The organism is Bacillus sp. NSP9.1, from assembly GCF_000465465.2.
Classification (GTDB): domain Bacteria; phylum Bacillota; class Bacilli; order Bacillales; family Bacillaceae; genus Bacillus; species Bacillus sonorensis_A.
Window position 1 is genome coordinate 3,080,783 of the sequence record NZ_CP048273.1, and the last position, 23,678, is coordinate 3,104,460.

Here is a 23,678-nt window from a genome sequence, read left to right on the forward strand (position 1 = left end):
CTTTATTTGTTCCTATTTCACGTTGAAAGCCTTCTTTCTAGTCTAGAGCTTCACGTAAAAGCAATCATAAATTGACAATATGTGATTAGGACAAGCATTTGCTCCTCCGTAAGGATTCATTGCCAAAAGCCCATCCTATTAGATATAACGTTTTATTTGAGCGAACGGTTCAACTTTATGATTTCTTGAGCCAATGCAGCCGCTTTGAGGAAATCTTTTTGCCTTTCGGCTTCAGCCCTTTCAGCTTCTTTTTCTTTTATCATTGACCAATTTCGATAATTCAACACTTTTTTTACATAATCAGATAATTCTGCTTCGCTCAGTTCTTCGTTTACCTGAAGCATTAAAATATCCGTCAGGAGCTGAGCAAGCTCCTGATCCTCGATTCTATTGAAGAGCTGCTGGGTGGAAATCTCAGCCCCCTCTTCATACATGGCATACAGATAAGCGGCAACAGCGCGATGCTGGTCAAGGTTGAATTCCAAACCCACCCGCTCCAACACCTTACCGATGACATCGCGGTCATGAATCATGTGGGCGAGCAGCATCCGTTCCGCATTCTCATGTGCCGGCCGCAGCCCCGTTCTCTTTCGCGGGGAGCGCGAGATAGCTGCGCGCTTTTCGTTTGATTCCTGACGGCTGCTCTCCTTATTGCGCCCCGCAACCTGCTTAATAAAGACGGATAGCTGATCCTTTAAGGAATCGAATGAAATTGAAAATTCATTTGCCAGCTGCTTGAGATATATTTCCTGCTCCAAAGGCCCGCTTAGCATGCTGGCTTCTTTGAGCACATCGTTGATGTAGGCCAGGCGGTCTCCTTCATCTGAAAGGTTTTTCCCCTTGCGGAAATAGTTCATTTTAAAGGTCATTAAGGTGACGCTGGCCCCTATTACATCCCGCTTAAACTTTTCGCTTCCGAATGTTTTGATGTAGTCATCGGGGTCCAGTCCGTCCGGTATCATGGCCACTTTGACCGTGCAGCCCTTTTTCTGAAGAATGTCGGCCGCTTTCAGCGTTGCTTCATAGCCGGCCTGATCCGAGTCATAGCACAGGATCACTTCACCGACATTGCGCCGGATGATTTTTGCATGCTCTTCAGTGAGCGATGTCCCCATCGTCGCGATCGATTCTTTCACACCCGAACTAACGGCTGATATGACATCGGCAAATCCTTCAAACAGGACCGCCCTCTCTTCTTTGCGGATATGAAGGCGAGCCTGATGAAAATGATAGAGCAGCCTGCTTTTTCGAAAGAGCGGCGTTTCCGGGCTGTTCATATATTTCGGCTGTTCACCCGTGAACGTCCGGCCGGAAAAAGCAATGGTTGTGCCGTGATGGTCATGTATCGGAAACATAATCCGGTTTCGGAAGCGGTCGAAATAACCGTCCCCGTTTTCGCGCCTGATAATGAGCCCTGCTCTTTCCATCAGTGCGGCATCAAAACCTCTCCGTTCCAAAAATTTCGTTATGAAATCCCATGAATCAAGAGCATATCCGATTTCAAACTGCTCGATCTGTTCCATCTTAAAGCCTCTCTCGAGCAGATAATCGAGCGCTTCCTGACCTTCCTTTGTATTGACCAGCAAATGATGGTAAAATTTCTTTAACAGCTCATGGGCTTCCGCCATTTTCTGTTCATTTGAGCTGCTGCCGGTAGCGGCGGTTGTTGAAATAGCCGCTTCAGGAAGATCGATGCGGTATTTGTCCGCCAAGTGGGACACCGCTTCAACAAATGAATAGCCTTCCATCTGTCTTAAAAATGAAAAAACGTTTCCTCCGGCTCCGCATCCAAAACAATGGAAAATCTGTTTTTCTCCAGAAACGGAAAAAGATGGTGTATTCTCACCATGAAATGGACAGAGCCCAAAATAATTACGCCCCTGTTTTCTTAGCTGGACGTACTCTCCAATTACTTCAACGATATCGGCTGATTTTTGTACTTGTTCCACAATTTCATCTGGTATACGATTGCCCATGTTCCAACACTCCGTCGTACATAATTCGCTGCTTAATACGTAAATCCTTCATTTTTCGACAAGATTTTTTGCAGCTCTTTGACAAATCGCTCCCGGTCTTCTTTGACCAATTTTTTCGGGCCTTTTGTATGGCGTCCGCTTCTTCTCAATTTTTGTGAGACGTGACGGCGGTATAGAGCATGGTCGATGGAACTCTCTTTGAAAAGAAAGCCTCTCTCCGACATCACAAAGACCTTTTTGCCCAGCAAGAGCGATGCAAGCCCGATATCTTGTGTGACGACCACATCGCCGGGACGAACATGGTTGGCAATATACAGATCGGCAGCTTCTTTATGAGGATCGACATAATGCCAATTCTCTTCTTCCTTCCTCGTGACTTGAAAATGTTCAAATGAGGCCACAAAAACGACATTCACTCGGAAGTCCGCTGCTGTTTTTAACACTTCATCTTTTACCGGGCATGCGTCTGCATCGACAAAAATCGTCCTTTCTTTTTCAAGAAGACTAATTCTCCATCCCTCCATCAATCTCCTGCTATAAATACAGGCAAAATCACACAGGTTTAAAAACGATCGAGCTATAAGAATTTGTCGAAAGTTTTTTTCTTGAAATTCTTGACACGATACCCATAATAGTTTATTCGTTCTGTACTTAGCTTAAACCTAAAAGTTAATTATTTTATCACAATTTTTTATTATAATACAAATGGGTAAAAGATGCTATCATTTTCAACTTTCCCGATACCGTCAAAGCAAAAACCCAGGATGGGGTGTCCTGAGTTTTGTTCGTTAGGCCCTTTTTGTCATCATGTTATGGATAATGTTGGCCGTTTCCTCGACCGCCTTATTCGATACATCTACGACTTCACAGCCGATGCGGTTCACGATTTTCTCAAAATATTCGAGCTCCTCTTTGATGCGGTTGATATTGGCATAGATCGCTTTGTCGTTGAGACCGAGCGATTTCAGGCGCTCTTTGCGGATATGGTTCAGCTTGTCAGGGCTGATTTTCAACCCGATACATTTGGCGGGGTCAACCGAAAAAAGTTCTTCAGGAGGATCCACTTCCGGAACGATCGGCACGTTGGCCACCTTGAGACGCTTGTGGGCCAAATATTGCGATAAAGGGGTTTTGGACGTTCTTGACACGCCGATCAGCACGATGTCCGCCTTCAGAATGCCCCGCGGATCTCTGCCGTCATCATATTTCACGGCAAATTCGATCGCTTCCACCTTTTTGAAATAATCTTCATCAAGCTTACGAACCCGGCCCGGTTCATATTTTGCATTGAAACCGTAGACGGATTCCATTTTTTCGATCAAGGGGCCGATAATATCATAATAGACAACATTCGCTTTCTCTGCTTCGGCAATTAAAAATTCGCGAATCTCCGGCACGACGAGGGTGAAGCAGATGATGCCGCCGTCCGCTTCGGCCAGTGCAATCACTTCTTTAATTGTTCCGCGGTCTTCCACATAAGGTATCCGCCTGATATTGGTATGTTCAGATGAACCGTTAAATTGACTGATCGCCGCCTTGACTACGAGTTCAGCGGTTTCGCCGACAGAGTCGGATACAACATAAATCGTGCGGTTACTCATGATATCCCCCCATTTGTTGTTTGCTCTACATGATTTCATTTTCAGATAAGCTGACAAGGATTTTTGTCATGTTCGTTTTGGTGATTCTCCCCACCACTTCATAGCCTTTTTCCGTATCTTTTACAACAGGCAATGCATCAATCTGTTTTTCAATCAGCATTTTGGCAATGTCCAAAATGAAATCATCACGCCTGCACAGCGTAATGTTCGGCATTCTCGTCATGATAATATGGACGGGAATTGAAGGGAGCTCCTGCTTGCCGATGCTTGCTCTGAGCAAGTCTTTTCGTGAAAGTACACCGACTAAGATGGCATTATCATCAACGACAAAAAGCGTTCCTACGTCCTCTAAAAACATCGTGCAGATCGCATCATAGACGGAAACATTTTCATGGATCACCACCGGGATGGACTGAAAGTCTTTTACCTGCAGCTTTTTAAGCTTATCTGCCAAGAGCTGCGTGCCTGTCTTTCCGGTATAAAAATAGCCGACTCTCGGCCTTGCTTCCAAAAAACCCGACATTGTCAAGATCGCCAAATCCGGGCGGAGAGTGGCCCTTGTCAAATTCAATTTCTCCGCTATATGCTCCCCTGTGATCGGTCCGTTCTCTTTGACGATCTGCAAAATTTGCTCCTGACGTTTATTTAGTTCGATTGTACTCACCACCTTTAAGTCAGCCCCGTGTTTCGTGCAATATGTATAAAAGTCGATAACATATTATAACGCATAAAGCCGCGAAAATAACAGCAATTATATTTGGATTCTATGAAAAAGACAGGCACATTTTGACAGGGATGTGAAAAATCGATACCGTTAGTTTAAAAAAGACGATTGCCGGGCTGTCAGCAACCGTCTTTTGCCGTTTATTTTACAATGATGGCATCGATGTTTGCAAAAGAGCGAATCAGCTCCGCCAGACTTGCCATTTGCGCCAGGCGGTTTTCTTTTAATCTTTCATCTTCAGCATGAACCATCGTATGATCAAAATATGCTTCAATCGGTGTTTTCAGCTTAGACAGTTCGCTGAAGGCACCATCAAAATCTTTTGCTTCATAAAAGCCTTCAATCCGACGTTTGCTTTCCTCATAAGCTTTAAAGAGCATTTCTTCCTGAGTGTTTTCAAACAGGGACGCATCCACATGGCCGTCTCCGCTTTTTTTGCTGATCGAGATGACCCTGGCCAGCGCTTCGGCCGTTTCTTTAAAGTCCGGCTTGGCGGCTGCATTCTCCAGCACAACGGCTTTTTTGAGCGCTGAATACGGCTCAAGACCGGTGCTTTCAAGCACGGCTTCGACAATATCATAACGGATGTGTTCAGCTGTCAGGACATATTTAAGGCGCAGTTTGAAGAAATCAAGCAGTTCGCTGTTTTCTTCCTGCCCTGCAAAAGAGGCGAGCTCCTCAAAGGAAATTCCCCAATTCCGGTCCAGCAGAATTTGCACGATTCCGCTCGCCTGCCGTCTTAATCCGTACGGGTCTTGAGATCCGGTCGGAATCACACCGATTTTGAAAAATGAAGCCACAGTATCAAGCTTATCGGCTAAAGCGACAACGGCACCGATGACTGATGACGGCGTCTGTCCGCCGGCTTGCCTTGGCATGTAATGCTCATTGACCGCAAGCGCCACTTCTTCTTTTTCGCCGAGCATCCGCGCATATTTTTCACCCATGATACCTTGAAGCTCAGGGAACTCGTATACCATATGGGTCACAAGGTCGAATTTGGAAATGTGTGAAGCGCGTTGAATCAGCTCAAGCGTTTCTTGATCGACACCGATTTTCCGGGCGATTCGTTCTGCGATTGCGCTTGAACGCCTTACCTTGTCTCCGAGCGAACCGAGCTCTTCATGGAAGACGATCTTCTCAAGCTTTTCAACATTCTCTTCGATATTCAGTTTTTGATCTTCCTTATAGAAGAAGGCTGCATCTGAAAGGCGGGCTCTCAGCACCTTTTCATTCCCTCTCGCAACGTTTTCAAGAGCGCGGTCATTCCCGTTGCGCACCGTCACAAAGTAAGGGAGGAGACTGCCGTTTTCGTCTTTGACAGGGAAGTAGCGCTGATGTTCCTTCATCGTTGTCACAAGGACTTCTTCAGGAATGGAAAGGAACTCTTCTTCAAATGCTCCGAACAGAACGGTCGGATATTCAACCAGATGGTTGACTTCCTCCAATAAACCTTCGTCTCTCGGAATATCCCATGATTTTTCCGCGGCTAATTCATCCAGCTGCTTCGTGATCAGCTGCTTTCGCTTTGCCGGATCAGCGATGACAAATTCGCTTTCCAGTTTTGTTTCGTATTCTGCAGGCGAACCAAGCTCCGCCGCTTTGCCGAGGAAGCGATGTCCTTCCGTCACCCGGCCGCTTTCAACATGGGCGACAGAAAACGGAACAATCTCGCTGCCGAAAAGGGCGACAATCCATTTAATCGGCCTGATGTATTTCAGCTCCTCGCTGCCCCAGCGCATATTTTTCGGAAAATGGAGACTTGTCACCAAATCGCGGAGCTCGGGAAGAAGTGTCATCGTCTCTTGGCCTTTTTGGAATTTCTGTACAAATACATACTCTGTTCCCTTTACATCTTTAAAATACAGGTCTTCCGGGCTCGCCCCTTGTCCCCGTGAAAAACCGATTGCCGCTTTCGTCCATTCACCGTTTTCATCAAGGGCGATTTTCTTTGCCGGTCCTTTGGCTTCTTCCTTCACATCTTCCTGTTTTTCAGCAACATCTTTGACAAGGACGGCAAGCCTTCTCGGCGAGTTAAAAAGCCTGACTTCCCCGTACGCGATTTTTTTGTCTTTCAGCCAGCTTTCAAGCTTTTCCCCCAATTGGGTCATGCTGTCGTGCATGAAACGAGCCGGCATTTCTTCCAGTCCGATTTCTAAAAGCAAATCTTGATTACTCATGTGAAGCCTCTTCCTCCTTCAGCATTGGAAAGCCTAACTTTTCGCGTTCATCATAATACGTTTTAGCTACTTTTCTAGCCAGGTTTCTGACCCTTGCGATGTATCCTGTCCTTTCCGTAACGGAAATGGCTCCTTTGGCATCAAGCAGGTTGAACGTGTGGGAGCATTTCAGGACATAATCATACGCCGGATGAACGAGTCCCTGATCCATTTGCCTGATCGCTTCTTTTTCATATGTGGCAAACAGTTCGAACAGCATCTCCACATCAGATGTCTCAAACGTGTAGACTGAATGCTCGTATTCGGCCATCAAGAATAAGTCTCTGATCGTATAGCCGTCTGTCCATTCCAGATCAAAGACATTTTCTTTATCCTGAATGTATGAAGCAAGCCGCTCAATCCCGTATGTGATTTCAACGGAAACCGGCTTGCATTCAAGACCTCCGACCTGTTGGAAATACGTGAATTGGGTGATTTCCATGCCGTCAAGCCATACTTCCCAGCCGAGCCCTGCGCAGCCGAGTGACGGGTTTTCCCAGTTGTCCTCAACAAACCGGATATCATGCTCCAAAGGATCAATTCCGAGCGCTTTTAATGAATCCAAATACAGCTCCTGAATATTGTCCGGAGACGGTTTGATGATGACCTGGAACTGATGATGCTGGTAAAGCCTGTTTGGATTCTCGCCGTATCTTCCGTCAGCCGGGCGCCTTGACGGCTCAACATACGCTACCTTCCACGGCTCCGGCCCGAGGCTCCGCAAAAATGTATAGGGGCTCATTGTTCCCGCGCCCTTTTCAACATCGTACGACTGCAAAAGGACACAGCCTTCATTAGACCAATGCTTTTGCAGTGTCAGAATCATTTCTTGAATATTCAAATCAAGCACCTCCACAGAACGTGTTTCGTTTTTTCATATTGGCATAGGGCTAAAGTTTTAAGCAGAAAAAACTCCCGTCCCTATGCTTGTTTTCCCACAAACATAGGGACGAGAGTTCTCCCGCGGTTCCACCCTAATTGCTGAGAGATTCGTCCCAGCCTCTTTTTTAAAAGTTGCTCATGGAATGCCTTTCATTACGCTCTCATCCCCGGCTTTCACCGTCCCGGGGTCGCTTCAATGAGGGGGCGCAACTACTTCTTTCCGTCGCCGCAACACATTATTGAAACTTATAAGCGGACTTTTAGATCCCGCAATCTTTATGACATGATCTTATAAAAAGATGAAGAGGATGTCAACTTTTGTTTTCTTTCCCCAGCATTTTTTTCATATTGTCCATTTGCTCCATGAAGCGCCGTGATTTCAAATAAATCCCGGAGTACTCATCATAATAAAGCTGGATGACTGTTTTCAGCTCCTCTTTCGTCTCCTGTTTGACCGATACATTGCCAAGCCTTGAAAGGTCAAAATAAAAAAACAGCCTCAAGAGCCTTACGGATGCAGGAGACAGCGGAACCCTGTACGGATCTTTCGCAAAACAGCGATGGCAAATGAAGCCGTTGTCCCGAATGGAAAAGTGGAATGTGCCTTCCTTACTTTTGCAGTGGACACATTCGTTTAATTCCGGATACAGGCCGAGCACACCGAGCATTTTGACTTCGATGAGATTGGTGATGATGTCGGGATCTGTACCGTCATTCAGCCTTCTCATCGACTGAAGAAGCAGTTCGAATAAAAACGGATTCGGCTTCTTTTCCTCAGTCCCCTTATCAATTAATTCTGCGATATATGCGGCATATGCCGTTAAAAAAAGATCCTCCCGGATATTCCGCATGCTATCGATCATTTCGCCCTGCTCCAATGTGCCGAGACCTGATGACGTTCTGAATAAAAACGAGCCATAAAGAAACGGCTGGGAAATGGCGGACAGGCGGCTGTTCGGCTTTTTTGCCCCCCTGGCCAGCACGCCGATTTTCCCATTTTCCCTCGTTAACAGTGTAATGATTTTATTTGATTCTCCGTAATCATTTGTACGAATGACGATACCTTCACATTTCGTCAGCATATGTGCACCATCCAAAAATCGGAGGGGTCAAGCTTGATCACAAAATTGGAAAGTCAACTTCTGCTAGCTCTTCGTCAAGTGCTTCGGGTCTTTCCAGGTTCTCCTTCTCCAATTCCTTGAAAAGGAGGTACGTATCAACGTTTCCTGTTTGTGAAAATACATTCCAAGTAAAATTCAACATAAAAGCCCCACCTTTCTGTTTATAACTAGCTTTTCAAACATCCAAATTCTTAAGATTATCTTGACCTTGAATCCTCCATTTCATGTTAAACAATTTTTTCTAATATCGCTTTGATTTCGAGAGATTTTGTAACGACTACCCGGTCAAGTGTGCCGATCAATACTCGTCTTCTCTAAATCCAAAATCACGAAGCTGAGACATCTTATTGCGCCAGTCTTTTTGCACTTTGACCCACAGCTCCAAATAAACCGATGAGCCGAGCAGCGCTTCGATATCAACCCGTGCCCGTTTGCCGATTTCTTTCAGCAGACTGCCTCTCTTACCGATGACAATTCCTTTTTGCGAATCGCGTTCGACGACAATGGTCGCACTCACATGTACAGACCCGTTTTCCCGTTTTTCGATCGAATCAATCGAGACCGCGATGCTGTGAGGGATCTCTTCCCTTGTCAGATGCAGCACTTTTTCCCGAATCAGCTCAGAAATGATAAAGCGTTCTGGATGATCGGTCACCTGGTCACTCGGGTAAAACTGCGGACCTTCCGGCAAATAATCTTCAATTTGCCTTAGAAGAGTGTCGGTATTATTCCCCTCCAGGGCGGAAATCGGGATGATTTCTTTAAAAGGGTATCTGGCTCTGTATTCATCAATAAGCGGAAGCAGTTCATCAGGGTGAATCTGGTCGATTTTATTGATGATTAAGAAAACGGGAGTGTTCAGCCCTTTTAAGCGCTCGATAATAAATTCGTCGCCTTTTCCATACCCTTCCGCCGCATTGATCATGAACAAAATTAAGTCGACTTCTTTCAGCGTGTTTTGCGCCACTTTCATCATAAAGTCGCCCAGCTTATGCTTCGGTTTATGAATGCCGGGCGTATCGATAAAAATCGTTTGAGAAGTTCCGGTGGTCAAAACACCCTGCACCTTGTTTCTCGTTGTCTGCGGTTTGTCGCTCATGATGGCGATTTTTTGGCCGATCACGCGATTTAAAAAAGTAGATTTTCCTACGTTTGGTCGTCCGATGATGGACACAAATCCTGATTTAAAGCTGTTCTGTGTCATTTAGATCCTCCGATGAAAAAGCTCCTGGCAGTAATTCTTGAACCGTCATTTCTTTCACTTGGCCGTTCAGATTGGTTAAAACAACAGGCATGTTTTTTGAACAAAGTTCAGAGATGACCTGTCTGCATGCTCCGCACGGTGAAACGGGCCCCGGTGTATCAGCGGCAACAGCGAGCATCTTAAAGGCTTTTTCACCTTCGGAATACGCCTTGAATAATGCCGTCCGTTCGGCGCAATTGCACAGGCTGTAAGCAGCATTTTCAATGTTGCAGCCTCTGTACACCTTGCCGTCCTCCGTCAAGAGGGCGGCTCCCACTTTGAACTTTGAATACGGAACATATGCATATTCTCTTGCTTTTAACGCTTCTGTAATCAATTCTTGTTTGTTCAATGTGTGTATTCCTTCCTATAGCGGCGATGATACCGCTAACACTTTTATTTTACATAAAAATGGCTGTTATTTCACGCCCAAATCAAAAATGTAAAATTTTTGTAAGAATCTTTTGCCAGGGCGCATACGCTGATCAAAACAATTTTGGCAAAAAGATGAGTAATCCAATGATACACGAAACAAAGGCAAACACGCAAACCGCTCCTGCCGCGGCATCCTTAGCGGCTTTTGCCAGCGGATGATTCTCTTTTGTGAAAAGGTCGACAGCATGCTCAACCGCGGTGTTCATGAGCTCCAATGCAAGCACTCCGCCGATGAGGATCAAAATGACGGCCCATTCCGAAGCGGTCAGCCTGAAGATGAAGCCGCAAGCGATCACAACGATTGCGGCTCCGGTGTGAATTTGAAAATTGCGCTCGGACATGAACGTTTTCAAAATTCCCGTGAAGGCGTGTGAAAAGCTTTTTCTCAGCCTGATCCATTCACTTTGTTTATGATGATCTTGAAAGCCCATAGCGATTTAACAGTTCCTTTTGCTTAGTGAACATGATTTTCTCTTCTTCCTCTGTCATATGGTCATATCCGAGCAGATGCAAAAAGCCGTGAACCGCAAGAAATCCCAGCTCTCTCATCAAGGAATGTCCGTACTCTTCCGCCTGTTCTTCCGCTTTATCTGCACTGATGATGATATCGCCGAGAACGGGCGGCATGTCGGCGCCGATAATCTCCACTTCTCCCTCACCGTCCTCTTCAAGAGCAAATGAGATGACATCTGTCGGATAATCTTTCCCCCGGTATTCTTTATTGATTTCCTGTATTTCTTCATTCCCTACGACCGTAACGGACACTTCGGCCTGATCGGCGACGCCTTCTTCCTTCGCCGCAAATTGAAGAAGCTTTTCAATTTCCTCGAGCTGCCCCTCTGAGAGACGCCCTGTTTCATCTGAGATATCGAGATTTAAACTCATGATTGTTTCACCTTCTGTTTTGGATTGGCCTCCGGATATTCGATCCGGGAATGGAAAATGCCTTTTAACGTTTCACATAGCGTCTTGGCAATGATGTTCAGTTCTTTTAAAGTCAGATCGCATTCATCAAATTGCCCGTCTTGAAGCTTGTCGGAAATGATGCCGCGCACAAGCTTTTCAATCCTTTCCGGATTCGGGTTGTGCATCGACCTGACGGCGGCTTCCACGCTGTCGGCCACGGAAATGATCGCCGCTTCTTTTGACTGCGGCTTCGGCCCCGGATAACGGAACTCTTCTTCTGTCGTCTGATCGCCTTTTTCCTTAGCTTTGTAGTAGAAAAACTTGAGCAGGGATGTACCGTGGTGCTGTTCGGCGATATCGACGAGCTCCTTCGGCATTTTATGCTCCCTCAGCATGTCCGCTCCATCTGTCGCATGCGAGATGATGATGTTTTTGCTCAGCTGCGGTGACAGTTTGTCATGCGGATTGTCAATATTCATTTGGTTTTCGATGAAATACTGAGGCCGTTTCGTCTTACCGATATCATGATAATACGCACCGACCCTTGCTAGCAATCCGTTCGCTCCGACCGCTTCGCACGCCGCCTCCGATAAATTGGCAACCATGACGCTGTGATGGTAGGTTCCCGGTGTTTCAGTCAGAATTTTGCGCAGGAGCGGGTGATTCGGATTGGAAAGCTCAAGAAGCTTCATCGTCGACAAGATCCCGAACCCGCTTTCAAAAAACGGCATGAAACCGAGGACAAGAACGGAAGATCCAATGCCTGAAACAGCTCCCATCACGAGATATGTGCCCATCTCCAGACCGGATTGGGCCGTATTTTGAATCAGCTGGAGGGTGAACATGACAACGATGTTGACAAACGAAACAAACAGTCCCGCCTGAAGGATCTTTGTTCTGGCATTATGCTTTCCTAAAAACAGTATGCCCGCTATCGAACTAATTAAGAAATACGTTCCGATCGCATAGTTAAAAGTGCCTGTGACACCCTGGTTAAACATCATGCTTCCGCAGATGGAAAGGATCATGCTCGCGAGAATCGCCAGCCGCTCGTTAATCAGCAGCTTGATCAGCATGACGCCCATTGCAATGGGCACGATATAGCCGATATGGCTGAATTCGAGCTCTTGAAACAGGCTGATGACTTCCATGACGATCAATACCATCGCTGTTATCAAGGAAAAGAGCATCAGCGATTTCGTCTTCGGCAGCCGATTGCTGTATTGTTTTTCAAAATAGTAAATCAATGCCGAGATGAAAAGCGCGATCAAAAGCAGCAGTCCGCCGACCGGTTTAAATATATTGGCTCCACTTAACAGCCCCGTCAATTGAAGCTTCCGGTACACTTCCCTGTCGATCAGCTGATTTTCCTCAACGAGAATCTGCCCCTGCTTGATCTGCACCTGCTGAACGCTGTCCGCCGCTTCCTGGCGCTTTTGCTCCGTTTTGTCGGGATCATAGACATAATTGGGGATGATCGCAAAGCGTCCGATTTCATTGGCGGCATTCTTCAGTTTTGAAGGGACCGAGTTGCCCTTCAGCTCCTTTGTAAGATTTTCTTTTGCTTCGTCAAGCTTTCCGGCAGGGATTTCTTTGCTCATCACATCGTTGACGGCCGTTATGACCGAATCCTGTGTCATGGAAAGCTCTCCGTCGCTCGCCCGCAAAAGGTTTTTGACAGAGTCCTCTGACAGGGAGTCCGTCACATCAGAAGTCAATTTTTCTTCCACGGATTTAATCTGTTTTTTTTCCTTTTGATCCCCGCTTTCTTTTTTGACTTCTTTAATGATGTCGAAGATAGACGATACAAGATCGACCCTGTTGTCAGAGTACTCTTTTTTCAGGGTGTACTGATCGGGGACCTCTTCCCTTGCTTCCTGTTTTTTGGCAGATGTTGCCTTTTGGTCTTCTACCGTAGCCGGTGCATAAATCGTATTTTCGCTGATTGAAAACAAATCAAGATCAAGCGACTCGGGTCTGACATGGAAAAAAAGCAGAATAAACATCAGCGCTGATATGGCTGTATAAAGAATAACGGGGAGAAAACGGGCTTTTTCCATTCGGGTAAGCCGGTTTTTACCGCCTCTTTTTTTCTTTTTCAACAATAGCACCTCTTTCCGGCGAGAAACTAAAAAATGGCCCGATAGCGGGCGATCGGGCCATTCGGAGTTATTTTGTCTGTTCGTATGCTTCGATAATTCGGGCGACAAGCGGATGTCTGACCACATCTGTCTGATCCAGTTCAACGAATGAAATTCCTTCGATATCAAGGAGCATGCTTTTCGCGACGGCAAGTCCTGACTTGACTCCCTTTGGCAAATCGATTTGCGTAATATCGCCTGTAATGACCATTTTAGAACCAAAACCCAATCTCGTCAAAAACATTTTCATTTGTGCAGGCGTCGTGTTTTGCGCTTCGTCCAAAATGACAAAGGCATCGTCAAGCGTCCGGCCCCTCATATAAGCGAGCGGCGCGATTTCAATGGTTCCCCTTTCAAGGAGCCTCGCTGTATGGTCCGTTCCGAGCACATCGTGGAGGGCGTCATACAAAGGCCTTAAATAAGGGTCGACCTTTTCTTTCAGATCACCGGGCAAAAAGCCGAGGCTTTCTCCTGCTTCAACGGCCGGCCTCGTCAAGATGATTTTTTTTATGCGTCCGTTTTTCAGTTCATGAACGGCTTTTACGACCGCCAAATAGGTTTTTCCCGTTCCGGCGGGACCGATGCCAAAGATTAAATCGTGCTTTTTCATTGCCGTGATATACTCTCTTTGCCCGATGGTTTTGACTCTGATCGGCTTCCCTTTGGCATTTTTCGTAATTTCCTCTTCATACATACTTTCAAAAAACTCAAGCTTGTGCTTTTTCGCCATCTTGATCGCATAGATGACATCCCGTTCAGAAACCTCAATTCCTTTGCGGATCAGATTCAAGAGGGACGCGAGCAGGCTGTCAACGATTTGAAACGTGTTCTCGTCACCGGCTACATAAACGGTTTCACCCCGTGTAACAATCGAGACGTTCAGCTCTTCCTCCATCATTTTTAGATGCGAATCCTGATTTCCAAACAGCGCCTGAGCTTCATTCGGACTTTCCAATTGCTGATTAATCGCAAGTAAGTGTTCTGTCATTCTTTAGTCTCCTGAACGATTGGTGTTGTTTGAACAATGTCTTCAATAACCTGGTAAAGGATGATCAATTTAACTTTACCATTCTCACTCGTTTCGTGCAAAACTTTTTCATTGATAATGTCCCCATCTTCGCCAATTTTTTTCCGGACGTCCCTTTTTCCCATTTTGATGCCTTCCTGAACCGCTTCTTTTTTGGTATACACCCTTTTGACCTGTTCGCTTTCCCGCGTCGTTTCTTTTTCATAAGCGATGGGAAGCTTAAAGTTCATGAAGTGAAGCGAATGTTTTTCGACTTCGGTCTTCGGACGCAAAAGCTCTTCTTTTTTCAATGCAAATCCCCAAAAAGGAACGGAAAGTGAACCGATGGAGAGCTTGTGCTTTGTCCTTACTTTACCCGTAAAAACATCAAATGATGTCTCAAGCGGTACCGTCACTTTAGACTTGTACCATGTTTCACCGTAAATTTTGCCTTTGGCGCCGACCTTTTGCTTCTCATCCTCTGTTCCGATCAGCCCTGAAACGAGCATCTCCCCTTTTTCAACATGCTGATTCACCGTAACGAGCGGCTCTCCTTTTTCAACAAACATCTTGGAGATGGTCGCTTCTTTTTTGGCGATGATATGCCTTGGACCGATGTATTTTTCCTTATCAGGCTCATTTTTCTCCACCACTTTCATGTGAAGGGCTGTCCCGTTTAATTCGATGCCGACCCAAGTAATATTTTCAACGCTCTTTGTCAGCGACTGCTGAATGTTCTCCGGGGTCAGCATGGTGAATTGAAAGCGGCCTTTTTTCACTCCGATCTGGTCAAGGTGCTGCCTGATTTGGTGCTCTGTTTCCGGATTGGCGCCGGAAATGTCAATCTTCCACAGCATATTGGAAAGGAGGAACATGATGATAAAAAAAGCTGCGATCCCCAAAGTAAACCCGCTGTTTCGCATCGATTGCCTGATGATGAAAGGCAGGCCTTTCCGTTTTAAAAAACGGCATTTGCAGTCAAAGGTCCTGATGACTTTTCGAAAGGCATGTACATCGGAAAGCAGAATATAAAGAAAGACAGAGTCTTTCTTTTTTTTCACATTAAACATCGGGATGCCGCGCCTTGTGCACTCATTTAATAAACGTTCGATTCCCATTCCCGTCACTTCAAGCTGAATCTTTCCTGAGAAAAAAGAAAGCCATTTATTCTTCACGTCTCTTCCCCCTGACTTATGAATCGATATAGCGGACGAGCTCTATCGTGCCTTCAAGCAAAATTTCCTCAGGCAGGATCGTTTTAATGACAAAGTCCTTGCCCTGGATGATGCACTGCCCCTGCTTCAGCAGCAGCCTTACTTCACGGTCGCTGAAAAGCAAAAGCCCTCTATGATTCTCGATATATATGTGAAGTCTCCCTATCATCGTCATTCGCGGAAGATCCATCATGACATCAGGGGGAATTTCCAATGTTCTTGTCAGCCACGCTTTAAATCGATTTTTCTTTTGCGCCATAAAAAAAGAACCCCCTTTCATCTCATATGTATGAGTGAGAAAGGGGTTCTAACACTTTAATTTTTAAGGGCGGCGCCTCATCGTGTAATGCGGTTTTCTTGAGCGCGGCGGACCGAATACTTCACCGAGGACAATTCCTTGGACAACACTTTTCTTATTGATGTCAAGCCGTTCGGCATGCGGCTCTAACATCCGCTTGCTTTGCTTTTTGACAGCCCGTTCCACAGCCGGCATCGACCGTTCGGCATCCGCTTTGATTCTTTCAAGCTCCTGAACGAGGTCATTGCTCTTTTTCATGGCAGCGGGCTTTGCAGTTGGCTTTTCCGCTGTCTGATGGCGCTTTTCCTGCTGCTTCGGCGCTTTTGTTTTGCGCTGTTCAGGCGCTTTTTTGCGATTATTTTCTTCGTTTTCATCATTTTTTCCGATCTTGTTGAAAATGACGGAAATGATTCCGACGATGACTGCCATGATGATCGGATTATCGAACAATAAATCAAGCAATGCGCTCCCTCCTTTTTACGGGGGCTTGTTTATTTATGATCGTCTTCATTTTGGTCTTTCGTCATTTTACCAAAGGAATCACGCATATCTGTGTCGGCATCGATGTTTTTCATATTGAGATAATCCATGACCCCGATTTTTCCGCTGCGCAATGCTTCGGACATCGCAAGCGGAACTTCCGCTTCCGCCTCGACCACTTTGGCGCGCATTTCTTCGACGCGGGCCCGCATTTCCTGTTCTTGGGCAACCGCCATGGCGCGGCGTTCTTCCGCTTTGGCCTGAGCGATGTTTTTATCGGCTTCAGCCTGGTCTGTTTGAAGAATGGCGCCGATGTTTTTGCCGATGTCCACGTCAGCGATATCGATCGACAGAATTTCAAAAGCCGTGCCTGAATCCAAACCTTTGCTCAAGACCGTTTGTGAAATCATATCCGGATTTTCAAGCACCTTTTTATGATTGTCAGACGAACCGATCGTCGAAACAATCCCTTCACCTACACGGGCGATGATTGTCTCTTCGCCTGCACCCCCGACAAGGCGGTCAATATTTGCACGAACGGTAATTCTCGCTTTCGCCTTCACTTCGATTCCATCCATCGCAACACCCGCGATAAACGGTGTTTCAATAACCTTCGGATTAACGCTCATTTGAACGGCTTCAAGCACATCGCGTCCAGCCAAATCAATGGCCGCACATCTGGCAAATGTCAATTCAATGTTAGCGCGTTGGGCGGCGATCAGCGCATTGACAACGCGGTCGACGTTCCCCCCGGCCAAGTAGTGGCTTTCAAGCTGGTTGATGGCTACATCCAGTCCCGCTTTGTGCGCTTTGATCAAAGGATTGACGACGCGGTTTGGAATGACGCGGCGGAGCCTCATACCGATCAGTGTAAAAATGCTGATTTTGACGCCTGCGGCCAAGGCCGAGATCCACAGCATCACCGGAACAAATGTAAAGAAGACAGCTAATAAAATGATGCCGGCTGCAATGATAACCAAAAGTAATAGAGTTGACGGATCCATAATATTCCTCCTAAAAAGTATGGTTTATATTTCTCTCACGACGATGCGCGAGCCTTCCACTTTCACCACTTTGACTTTCCTATCCTTTGCGGTGAACGAACCTTCGGAAACGACATCGAGCCGTTCATCGCCGATAATAACCGTTCCGGCCGGTCTGAGCGGTGTATATGTGACACCGGTTTTCCCGATCAGATCGCGCCGGGTTTCATTTGAGACATAGCCGCTTTCCGAATTGGTAGAGTCGGTTAATATTAATTTTTTAAAGAATTTCATTCTTTTCCCCAACACCCTTGTCAGTAGAATGGATGCCGCTATCGAAACAGCGGTTGCAATCAAAATCGAGACGGCCATGACCGTCACGCTTCCCGATGCTAAAAAGAGACTTAGAACAACGGCTGTGAGGCCGATAATTCCCGCGATGCCGCCCGGCAGAAAAAGTTCTAAAATAATCAATATGATACCGGCAATAAACAGAAGGAGGGTTTCCATTCCGGCGAGCCCAGCCACAAGGTGGCCGTAGAAAAAGAGCATCAGCGCCGCAAGGCCCATAGAGCCGGGAATTCCAAAGCCCGGTGAATAGAGTTCGACGATCAGCCCGAGGCTTCCGATTGAAAGAAGAATCGGAATCACGACCGGATGTGTGAGGAAGCGCGCCACTTTTTCGGCAAAACTCACTTCAGCATGCTCGATTTCGGCCCCTTTTAAATTCAGCTTTTTTAAAAGGTCGTCAAAGCTTGAGACCGTGCCTTCCGAATAGCCGACTTTCAACGCTTTGTCAGAGCTCAATGTCAAAAGCTCTCCCTTTGGCGCCCCTACTTCTTTGGCGTCAACGTCCGGATCTGCCATCGCGAGCGCATATTTTGGATCACGGCCGTTTTTTTTGGCCGCATCTTCCATTTCCGCCAGCCACAGAGATTCCGCCTTTTGATCAGCAGCGTTTCCCTCTGCATCAATGATCGCCGCGGCTCCCATTTTTCCGCCGGGCGCCATATAAATGTCGTCTGCATTCAAGGCGAGGTACGCGCCTGCCGAAAGGGCCCTTCTGTTGACATAAGCGGTCACCGGAATGTCGGAGTTATGTATCGTATCAGCCATATCAAGGACTGCGTCAACCGCTCCGCCGGGGGTATTGATATCCAAAATAATATGCTTGGCATTCATCTCTTTTGCTTCTTGAAATGAGCGCTCAAGAAATTTTGAGAGTCCCTTTTCAACCGTGTCTTCGACCGGGATCACATACACTTTGTCTCCATCGGCATCGGCTTTCACGGTCAAATGAACGCTTAATAATAAGAATAAAACAAAACCGCACGCCACAGCAACTAAAATTCTACTTTTTTTCAACAGCACCGATTTTGACTCCTCCTTCCTCCTTTATCATTAACATTACATACGTTGTAAATGTATCAAAGGTTTCAGATTTTTACTCCTTTTCTATTTTTATGACCGCGCATAAAAAAAGACACCTTTCAAATGGTGAAAGATGTCCTTTTCTTTAAGACAGTTGTTTGCTGACAAGCTTATTGACGAGGCCGCCGTCAGCCTTGCCTTTAACCTTCGGCATGATCGCGCTCATCACCTTGCCCATGTCCGCTTTTGAAGAGGCGCCGACTTCTGCGATCGTTTCGTTTACGATCGCAAGCAATTCCTCTTCCGTCAGCTGTTCAGGCATATAAGCTTCCAGAATGTCTAACTCTTTTTGAACTTTATCTACTAAATCTGAACGATTAGCGTTTGAAAATTCATGGAGGGAGTCTTTACGCTGTTTTAATTCACGAGAAAGAACAGTCAGTTCTTCATCTTCGGTCAGCCTGTCTTTCTTAAGCTTGATTGCTTCGTTTTGAAGCGAAGCCTTCACCATGCGAATGACAGTCAGTTTGTCTTTCTCACGGTTTTTCATATAGAGCTTCATGTCTTGATTCAGACGCTCAAGAAGACTCATAAATCCACCCTCTTTTAGTATTTGCGCTTTCTGGCAGCTTCAGACTTTTTCTTGCGTCTTACGCTAGGTTTTTCATAAAATTCACGCTTTCTTGCTTCTTGCAAAGTACCTGTCTTTGATACACTGCGTTTGAAGCGACGAAGAGCATCTTCAAGCGATTCGTTTTTTCTAACGACCGTTTTTGACATTCTCTTTCCCTCCCTCCGAATACACCAATCGACTGCTTTAAAAAAAGACATACATTTAAACATGTACCTTGACATTATAATATAAGCATTCGGCAAGGTCAACCAAACGAGATTGTTTTATTGTTTAGTCATCATTTCGGCAGCTTGTCTGTATACATTTATAAAGGAGGCTGTTCGAAAATCTGATGCTGATCTTGATCTTATTTGTGCTGCAGATCAGCCTTTTTCTGGCGGGCATGGGCATGCTGAGAAAAGGCCTGATCTCCCTGACGTTCGAGAAGATTGAAAAGCGCCTGCTTTTTTTTACGGATCATCCATTGAAGGCTTTCCTGGTGAGCATAGTGTTTACAGGCGTTCTGCAAAGCAGTTCGGCATTTATGGTGATCGTCATCGGGTTTGTCAGCATCGGCGCTCTTTCTTTTAAACGCTCGATTCCGCTGATTTTGGGGACAAACATCGGCTCCACATTCACAACTGAATTTTTGGCCGTCAAGCTGGAATTTTTGATTTTCGCCCTTTTTGCGGTTGGCGCGGTCCTTTTCCTCACCAGAAAACCGCCCTTTCGGCATGTCGGGGTGAGCCTGATCGGTTTGGGCGTGATTTTTTTCTGCATCAGCGGGTTCAGCAGGCTTGCCGTTCCCTTGTCACAGCTTGACTCAGGCGCCTATATCGTCCGCCTGGTCGAACATTCATCACTTTACGCACTTCTCATCGGCACGGTGCTGACTGCCATCATACATTCAAGCTCGGCCTGTGTTGGCATTCTGATGAGCTTTATGGATCAGGGGGTCGTCGGACTGACTGAGGCGATGAGCGTTGTCCTCGGCTCCAATATCGGGACATGCATTACTGCAGTCATGGCGGCTTTCAAAGGGGGCCCCGCCGCCAAGCAAACGGCTTATGCCCATGTGCTGTTCAATGTGATCGGCGTGGCGGCCGTCTATCCGCTGCTCACATCTTTAACCGGATTTATTTCCGCCCTTTCGGCAAGTCCGGCACAGCAGATCGCCCATTTCAGCCTGCTGTTTAACGTTGTGACTTCGCTGTTGTTTTTGCCGCTGACCCATTTATTTCATTCGTTTATCATGTTCCTCATCCCAAACAACGGCCAGGCCCGCTAATGTATTGCTCTAACTGTGGTACCGCGGCAGCAGCCGTCTGTAAATCCGCAAAAAAGCCGGGATCACATGGCTGTGAACCCGGCTTTTCATATTAAGAGGATAAGCGGATGTTCTCCTCCGCCGCATCCTCTGCGATGCGGACGAACAAACCTTTATTGTAAGGATAGCCCGCTTTGATAATCTTCACTTTGACAAGCTTGCCGATCATGTCTTCAGACCCTTCGAAAACAACTTTCATATAGTTGTCGGTATAGCCGACAAACAAGTTGTCTTCGCCTGTTTCGGTGAACGGCTCTTCAGGGATGATTTCGAGCACGTCGCCTTCATAGTCTGAAGCATACTCTTTTGCAAGCTGGTCTGAGAGGGCGATCAGCTTGTGAACACGTTCGTTCTTCACGTTTTCATCAACCTGATCGTCCATGCGTGCGGCCGGTGTGCCGGTCCGTTTGCTGTACGGGAAGACATGGAGTTCGGAAAACTTGTGCTCTTTAATAAAATTGTACGTTTCCATAAATTCTTCATCCGTTTCCCCTGGAAAGCCGACGATAACATCTGATGTGACCGCAAGCCCTGGAAGAGCTTTTTTCAGCTTTGTTAAACGGTCGGCGAAAAATTCCATCGTATATTTTCGTCTCATCCGCTTCAACACGCTGTTTGAACCGGACTGCAAAGGAATGTGCAGATGTCTGACGATTTTATCGGACCGATCCAGCACCTCGATGACTTCATCGGTGATCTGGCTCGCTTCAATAGAGGAGATTCGGATTCGTTTCAAGCCTTTCACACGGCTGTCCAATTCTTTCAAAAGCTGTGCAAAGTTATAATCTTTCATATCTTCTCCATATCCGCCGGTATGGATGCCGGTCAGGACGATTTCTTTATATCCGGCGTCAACCAGCTGCTGCGCCTGGCGGATGACTTCTTCCGGATCGCGGGAGCGAAGCAGGCCGCGCGCCCATGGAATGATGCAGAATGTGCAGAAATTGTTGCAGCCTTCCTGAATTTTCAGAGAAGCTCTAGTCCTGTCTGTAAACGCGGGAACGTCAAGCTCTTCAAAAACCCTTGCTTTCATAATGTTGCCGACGCCGTTGATCGGCTGTCTTTCTTCCTGATACTGCTCAATATATCCAAGCATTTTTTCGCGGTCCTGAGTGCCGACGACGATGTCAACGCCCGGAATGGCCATGATTTCCGCCGGAGACGTCTGAGCGTAGCAGCCCGTCACACAAATCACGGCATCGGGATTTTGGCGAATTGCCCGTCTGATCACCTGTCGGCTTTTTTTGTCGCCCGTATTGGTCACGGTGCACGTATTGATCACATATACATCAGCAGTGCTTTCAAATTCTTTTCTTTCATAGCCGGCTTCTTTGAAAAGCTGCCAGATCGCTTCTGTTTCATAATGGTTGACCTTGCAGCCAAGTGTATGAAATGCAACGGTTGCCATTGTTATTCACCTCTTAATAACTCTGTATGATAAGAAATTGCCGCCAGCGCGTACAGCGGGGCTGTTTCCGCTCTTAATATCCTCGGACCGAGACCGCAGGCGGCGGCTCCTTTTTCTTTAAGCGCCTCGATTTCCGCTTCTGAAAATCCGCCTTCAGGACCAAATACAATGAGCACCGAAGAACCTTCCGGCAGGCTTTTGACCGCGGATTGAAACCGGCTCTTCTCACCCTGTTTAGATGATTCCTCGTATGCAACGACACATTTATCGAAACCCTCAAGGCTGTTCAGCAAGCTTTGAAAAGTATGGACGGCGGCCACTTCAGGAACGATGTTTCGATGGGACTGTTCCGCAGCTTCTTTGGCGATTTTCGCCCATCTTTCCCGTTTTTTCTTTGCTTTTTTATCATCAAGCTTGACAACAGACCGGGACGCTTCAAAGGGGATAAATGAACTTGCGCCGAGCTCCGTCCCTTTTTGAATGATCCATTCCAGTTTATCGCCTTTCGGCAGGCCGTTTGCAATGTGGACCCGAACCGGCAGTTCGCGATTGTCACCGGTCCACTCGACAATGCTCAACACAACCTCTTCTTTTGATAATGACTCGATTCGGCATCTGGCCTCATGCCCGTCTTTGGCACAGCAAACGACGTGATCGCCGGCCGACATTCTCATCACATTGACGATATGGTGAACGTCCTCTCCTTGAATGGAGAGCATAGGTTCCGCTTGAACCTCTTGTTTTGTTTGTTCGATAAAATATCGTTGCATACGCTTTTTGACACCTACTAACGATTATTTTTGGGCAATGATGCTGACCCAGTCTTCCATCGAAAGAACTTCAATGATTTTGAATCCTTCTTTTACAAGGGCGTCTTTCACTTCCTGTTTTTTCTGCTGAATGATGCCTGAAGTAATGAAGTAGCCGTCCTTTTTCAACAGGCTGTGCGCCTGTTCTGTAAACCGCAAAATCACCTCAGCTAAAATATTGGCGACGATCACATCTTTTTCTCCCTCGACACCGTCGAGCAGATTGTTTTGTTTGATGGCGATCTGGCCGCTGACTTTATTCAGCTTTGAATTCAGGCGGGCGCTTTCTACAGCTACCGGATCAAGGTCGTACGCCTCGACACTGCCTGCCCGCAGCATGGCGGAAGCGATGCTTAAAATGCCCGTTCCCGTGCCGACATCGACGACTGAATCCCCTTCCTTTACATACCGCTCAAGCGCCTGGATGCAAAGAACGGTCGTCGGGTGCGTCCCCGTGCCGAAGGCCATTCCAGGGTCCATTTCGATAATCAGTTCATCCGTATGAACAGGCGTGTACTCTTCCCAGGTTGGAACGATCGTAAACTTTTCGGAAATTTTGACGGGGTGATAATATTTTTTCCACGCCGTCGCCCATTCTTCTTCATTCACTTCGCTGATGGTGATCTTATTTCTCCCAAGGTCAATGTCATATAACAGCAGGTTATTGATCGTTTCCTTGATTCCGTCCACCGTTTCTCCCAAAAAGCTGTTGATCGGGAGGTACGCTTTGATGATGACCCCTTCATCCGGGTAATCGTTTGGATCGAGCTGGTAGATTTCTCCGTACACATTCTCACGTTCTTTGATTAAATCAAGCGGATCTTCGATGACCACTCCACTTGCGCCAGCTTCATGCAAAATATTCGAGATGGGCTCAACCGCTTCATGTGTTGTGTGAATGCAGATTTCGGACCATTTCAT

25 protein-coding genes are annotated in these 23,678 nt (G+C 46.6%); 1 reads left to right on the top strand and 24 read right to left on the bottom strand.

Annotated features, from left to right (window positions below; translation table 11 throughout):
* Positions 1 to 152 precede the first annotated feature (152 nt).
* The 21 genes from dnaG to rpsU form a co-directional block, all read right to left on the bottom strand.
* Positions 153 to 1,976, bottom strand: coding sequence for a DNA primase (gene dnaG, locus M654_RS16100; protein ID WP_026587899.1), 1,824 nt, complete (start codon positions 1,974 to 1,976; stop codon positions 153 to 155).
* Between the two features lie 32 nt (positions 1,977 to 2,008).
* A complete protein-coding gene (locus M654_RS16105; protein WP_026587900.1) occupies positions 2,009 to 2,500 on the bottom strand; it encodes a YaiI/YqxD family protein in 492 nt (163 codons plus the stop codon).
* Positions 2,501 to 2,764: 264 nt separating this feature from the next.
* Complete coding sequence (locus tag M654_RS16110; protein ID WP_026587901.1) at positions 2,765 to 3,577, bottom strand: pyruvate, water dikinase regulatory protein; 813 nt, start codon at positions 3,575 to 3,577, stop codon at positions 2,765 to 2,767.
* Between the two features lie 25 nt (positions 3,578 to 3,602).
* Positions 3,603 to 4,241: a transcriptional regulator CcpN gene (locus M654_RS16115; RefSeq protein ID WP_026587902.1), complete on the bottom strand. Its 639-nt coding sequence runs from the start codon at positions 4,239 to 4,241 to the stop codon at positions 3,603 to 3,605.
* A 200-nt stretch (positions 4,242 to 4,441) separates the two neighbouring features.
* Positions 4,442 to 6,481, bottom strand: coding sequence for a glycine--tRNA ligase subunit beta (gene glyS, locus M654_RS16120; protein WP_026587903.1), 2,040 nt, complete (start codon positions 6,479 to 6,481; stop codon positions 4,442 to 4,444).
* Complete coding sequence (gene glyQ, locus M654_RS16125) at positions 6,474 to 7,361, bottom strand: glycine--tRNA ligase subunit alpha (RefSeq protein ID WP_026587904.1); 888 nt, start codon at positions 7,359 to 7,361, stop codon at positions 6,474 to 6,476. Before glyQ ends, glyS begins: the two co-directional genes overlap by 8 nt.
* 352 nt (positions 7,362 to 7,713) lie before the next feature.
* The gene (gene recO, locus M654_RS16130; protein WP_026587905.1) at positions 7,714 to 8,484 is read right to left on the bottom strand and encodes a DNA repair protein RecO; all 771 of its coding nucleotides are present in this window, start codon (positions 8,482 to 8,484) and stop codon (positions 7,714 to 7,716) included.
* Positions 8,485 to 8,521: 37 nt separating this feature from the next.
* Complete coding sequence (locus tag M654_RS16135) at positions 8,522 to 8,665, bottom strand: YqzL family protein (RefSeq protein ID WP_077736405.1); 144 nt, start codon at positions 8,663 to 8,665, stop codon at positions 8,522 to 8,524.
* Positions 8,666 to 8,821: 156 nt separating this feature from the next.
* Positions 8,822 to 9,727 (bottom strand): GTPase Era, encoded by a 906-nt coding sequence (gene era / locus M654_RS16140; protein ID WP_026587906.1) that lies wholly within the window; start codon positions 9,725 to 9,727, stop codon positions 8,822 to 8,824.
* Positions 9,708 to 10,118, bottom strand: coding sequence for a cytidine deaminase (locus M654_RS16145; protein WP_026587907.1), 411 nt, complete (start codon positions 10,116 to 10,118; stop codon positions 9,708 to 9,710). The genes era and M654_RS16145 overlap by 20 nt, the downstream gene beginning before the upstream one ends.
* Positions 10,119 to 10,251: 133 nt before the next feature.
* A complete protein-coding gene (locus tag M654_RS16150; protein WP_026587908.1) occupies positions 10,252 to 10,632 on the bottom strand; it encodes a diacylglycerol kinase family protein in 381 nt (126 codons plus the stop codon).
* Positions 10,610 to 11,086: an rRNA maturation RNase YbeY gene (ybeY, locus tag M654_RS16155; protein WP_026587909.1), complete on the bottom strand. Its 477-nt coding sequence runs from the start codon at positions 11,084 to 11,086 to the stop codon at positions 10,610 to 10,612. The genes M654_RS16150 and ybeY overlap by 23 nt, the downstream gene beginning before the upstream one ends.
* Positions 11,083 to 13,167 (bottom strand): HD family phosphohydrolase, encoded by a 2,085-nt coding sequence (locus M654_RS16160; protein WP_142246141.1) that lies wholly within the window; start codon positions 13,165 to 13,167, stop codon positions 11,083 to 11,085. The genes ybeY and M654_RS16160 overlap by 4 nt, the downstream gene beginning before the upstream one ends.
* A gap of 109 nt (positions 13,168 to 13,276) precedes the next feature.
* On the bottom strand, positions 13,277 to 14,236 hold the full coding sequence (locus M654_RS16165; protein WP_026587911.1) for a PhoH family protein: 960 nt from the start codon (positions 14,234 to 14,236) through the stop codon (positions 13,277 to 13,279).
* Positions 14,233 to 15,429 carry a sporulation protein YqfD gene (gene yqfD / locus M654_RS16170; RefSeq protein WP_026587912.1) on the bottom strand — a complete coding sequence of 399 codons (1,197 nt, stop codon included), beginning with the start codon at positions 15,427 to 15,429 and terminating at the stop codon, positions 14,233 to 14,235. The genes M654_RS16165 and yqfD overlap by 4 nt, the downstream gene beginning before the upstream one ends.
* 16 nt (positions 15,430 to 15,445) lie before the next feature.
* On the bottom strand, positions 15,446 to 15,727 hold the full coding sequence (gene yqfC, locus M654_RS16175) for a sporulation protein YqfC (protein ID WP_026587913.1): 282 nt from the start codon (positions 15,725 to 15,727) through the stop codon (positions 15,446 to 15,448).
* Positions 15,728 to 15,790: 63 nt separating this feature from the next.
* Positions 15,791 to 16,228: a hypothetical protein gene (locus M654_RS16180; RefSeq protein ID WP_026587914.1), complete on the bottom strand. Its 438-nt coding sequence runs from the start codon at positions 16,226 to 16,228 to the stop codon at positions 15,791 to 15,793.
* 29 nt (positions 16,229 to 16,257) lie between these two features.
* Positions 16,258 to 17,250, bottom strand: coding sequence for a flotillin-like protein FloA (gene floA, locus M654_RS16185; RefSeq protein ID WP_026587915.1), 993 nt, complete (start codon positions 17,248 to 17,250; stop codon positions 16,258 to 16,260).
* Positions 17,251 to 17,274: 24 nt separating this feature from the next.
* Entirely contained in the window at positions 17,275 to 18,600 is a 1,326-nt protein-coding gene (locus M654_RS16190; RefSeq protein ID WP_035428196.1) for an NfeD family protein, read from the bottom strand.
* 145 nt (positions 18,601 to 18,745) lie between these two features.
* Positions 18,746 to 19,192 (bottom strand): GatB/YqeY domain-containing protein, encoded by a 447-nt coding sequence (locus tag M654_RS16195; RefSeq protein WP_026587917.1) that lies wholly within the window; start codon positions 19,190 to 19,192, stop codon positions 18,746 to 18,748.
* A 14-nt stretch (positions 19,193 to 19,206) separates the two neighbouring features.
* Positions 19,207 to 19,380, bottom strand: coding sequence for a 30S ribosomal protein S21 (rpsU, locus tag M654_RS16200; protein WP_003183654.1), 174 nt, complete (start codon positions 19,378 to 19,380; stop codon positions 19,207 to 19,209).
* Positions 19,381 to 19,565: 185 nt separating this feature from the next.
* Here rpsU and M654_RS16205 point away from each other — a divergent pair, with 185 nt between their 5' ends.
* Positions 19,566 to 20,501 carry a Na/Pi symporter gene (locus tag M654_RS16205; RefSeq protein WP_026587918.1) on the top strand — a complete coding sequence of 312 codons (936 nt, stop codon included), beginning with the start codon at positions 19,566 to 19,568 and terminating at the stop codon, positions 20,499 to 20,501.
* 91 nt (positions 20,502 to 20,592) lie between these two features.
* Here the strand turns inward: M654_RS16205 and mtaB are convergent, their stop codons facing one another.
* Genes mtaB through prmA form a run of 3 tightly spaced genes read right to left on the bottom strand, consistent with a single transcriptional unit; the run spans position 20,593 to position 23,678 of the window.
* Complete coding sequence (gene mtaB, locus M654_RS16210; protein ID WP_026587919.1) at positions 20,593 to 21,948, bottom strand: tRNA (N(6)-L-threonylcarbamoyladenosine(37)-C(2))-methylthiotransferase MtaB; 1,356 nt, start codon at positions 21,946 to 21,948, stop codon at positions 20,593 to 20,595.
* A gap of 2 nt (positions 21,949 to 21,950) precedes the next feature.
* Positions 21,951 to 22,718 carry a 16S rRNA (uracil(1498)-N(3))-methyltransferase gene (locus tag M654_RS16215; protein WP_026587920.1) on the bottom strand — a complete coding sequence of 256 codons (768 nt, stop codon included), beginning with the start codon at positions 22,716 to 22,718 and terminating at the stop codon, positions 21,951 to 21,953.
* A 24-nt stretch (positions 22,719 to 22,742) separates the two neighbouring features.
* Complete coding sequence (gene prmA / locus M654_RS16220) at positions 22,743 to 23,678, bottom strand: 50S ribosomal protein L11 methyltransferase (protein WP_026587921.1); 936 nt, start codon at positions 23,676 to 23,678, stop codon at positions 22,743 to 22,745.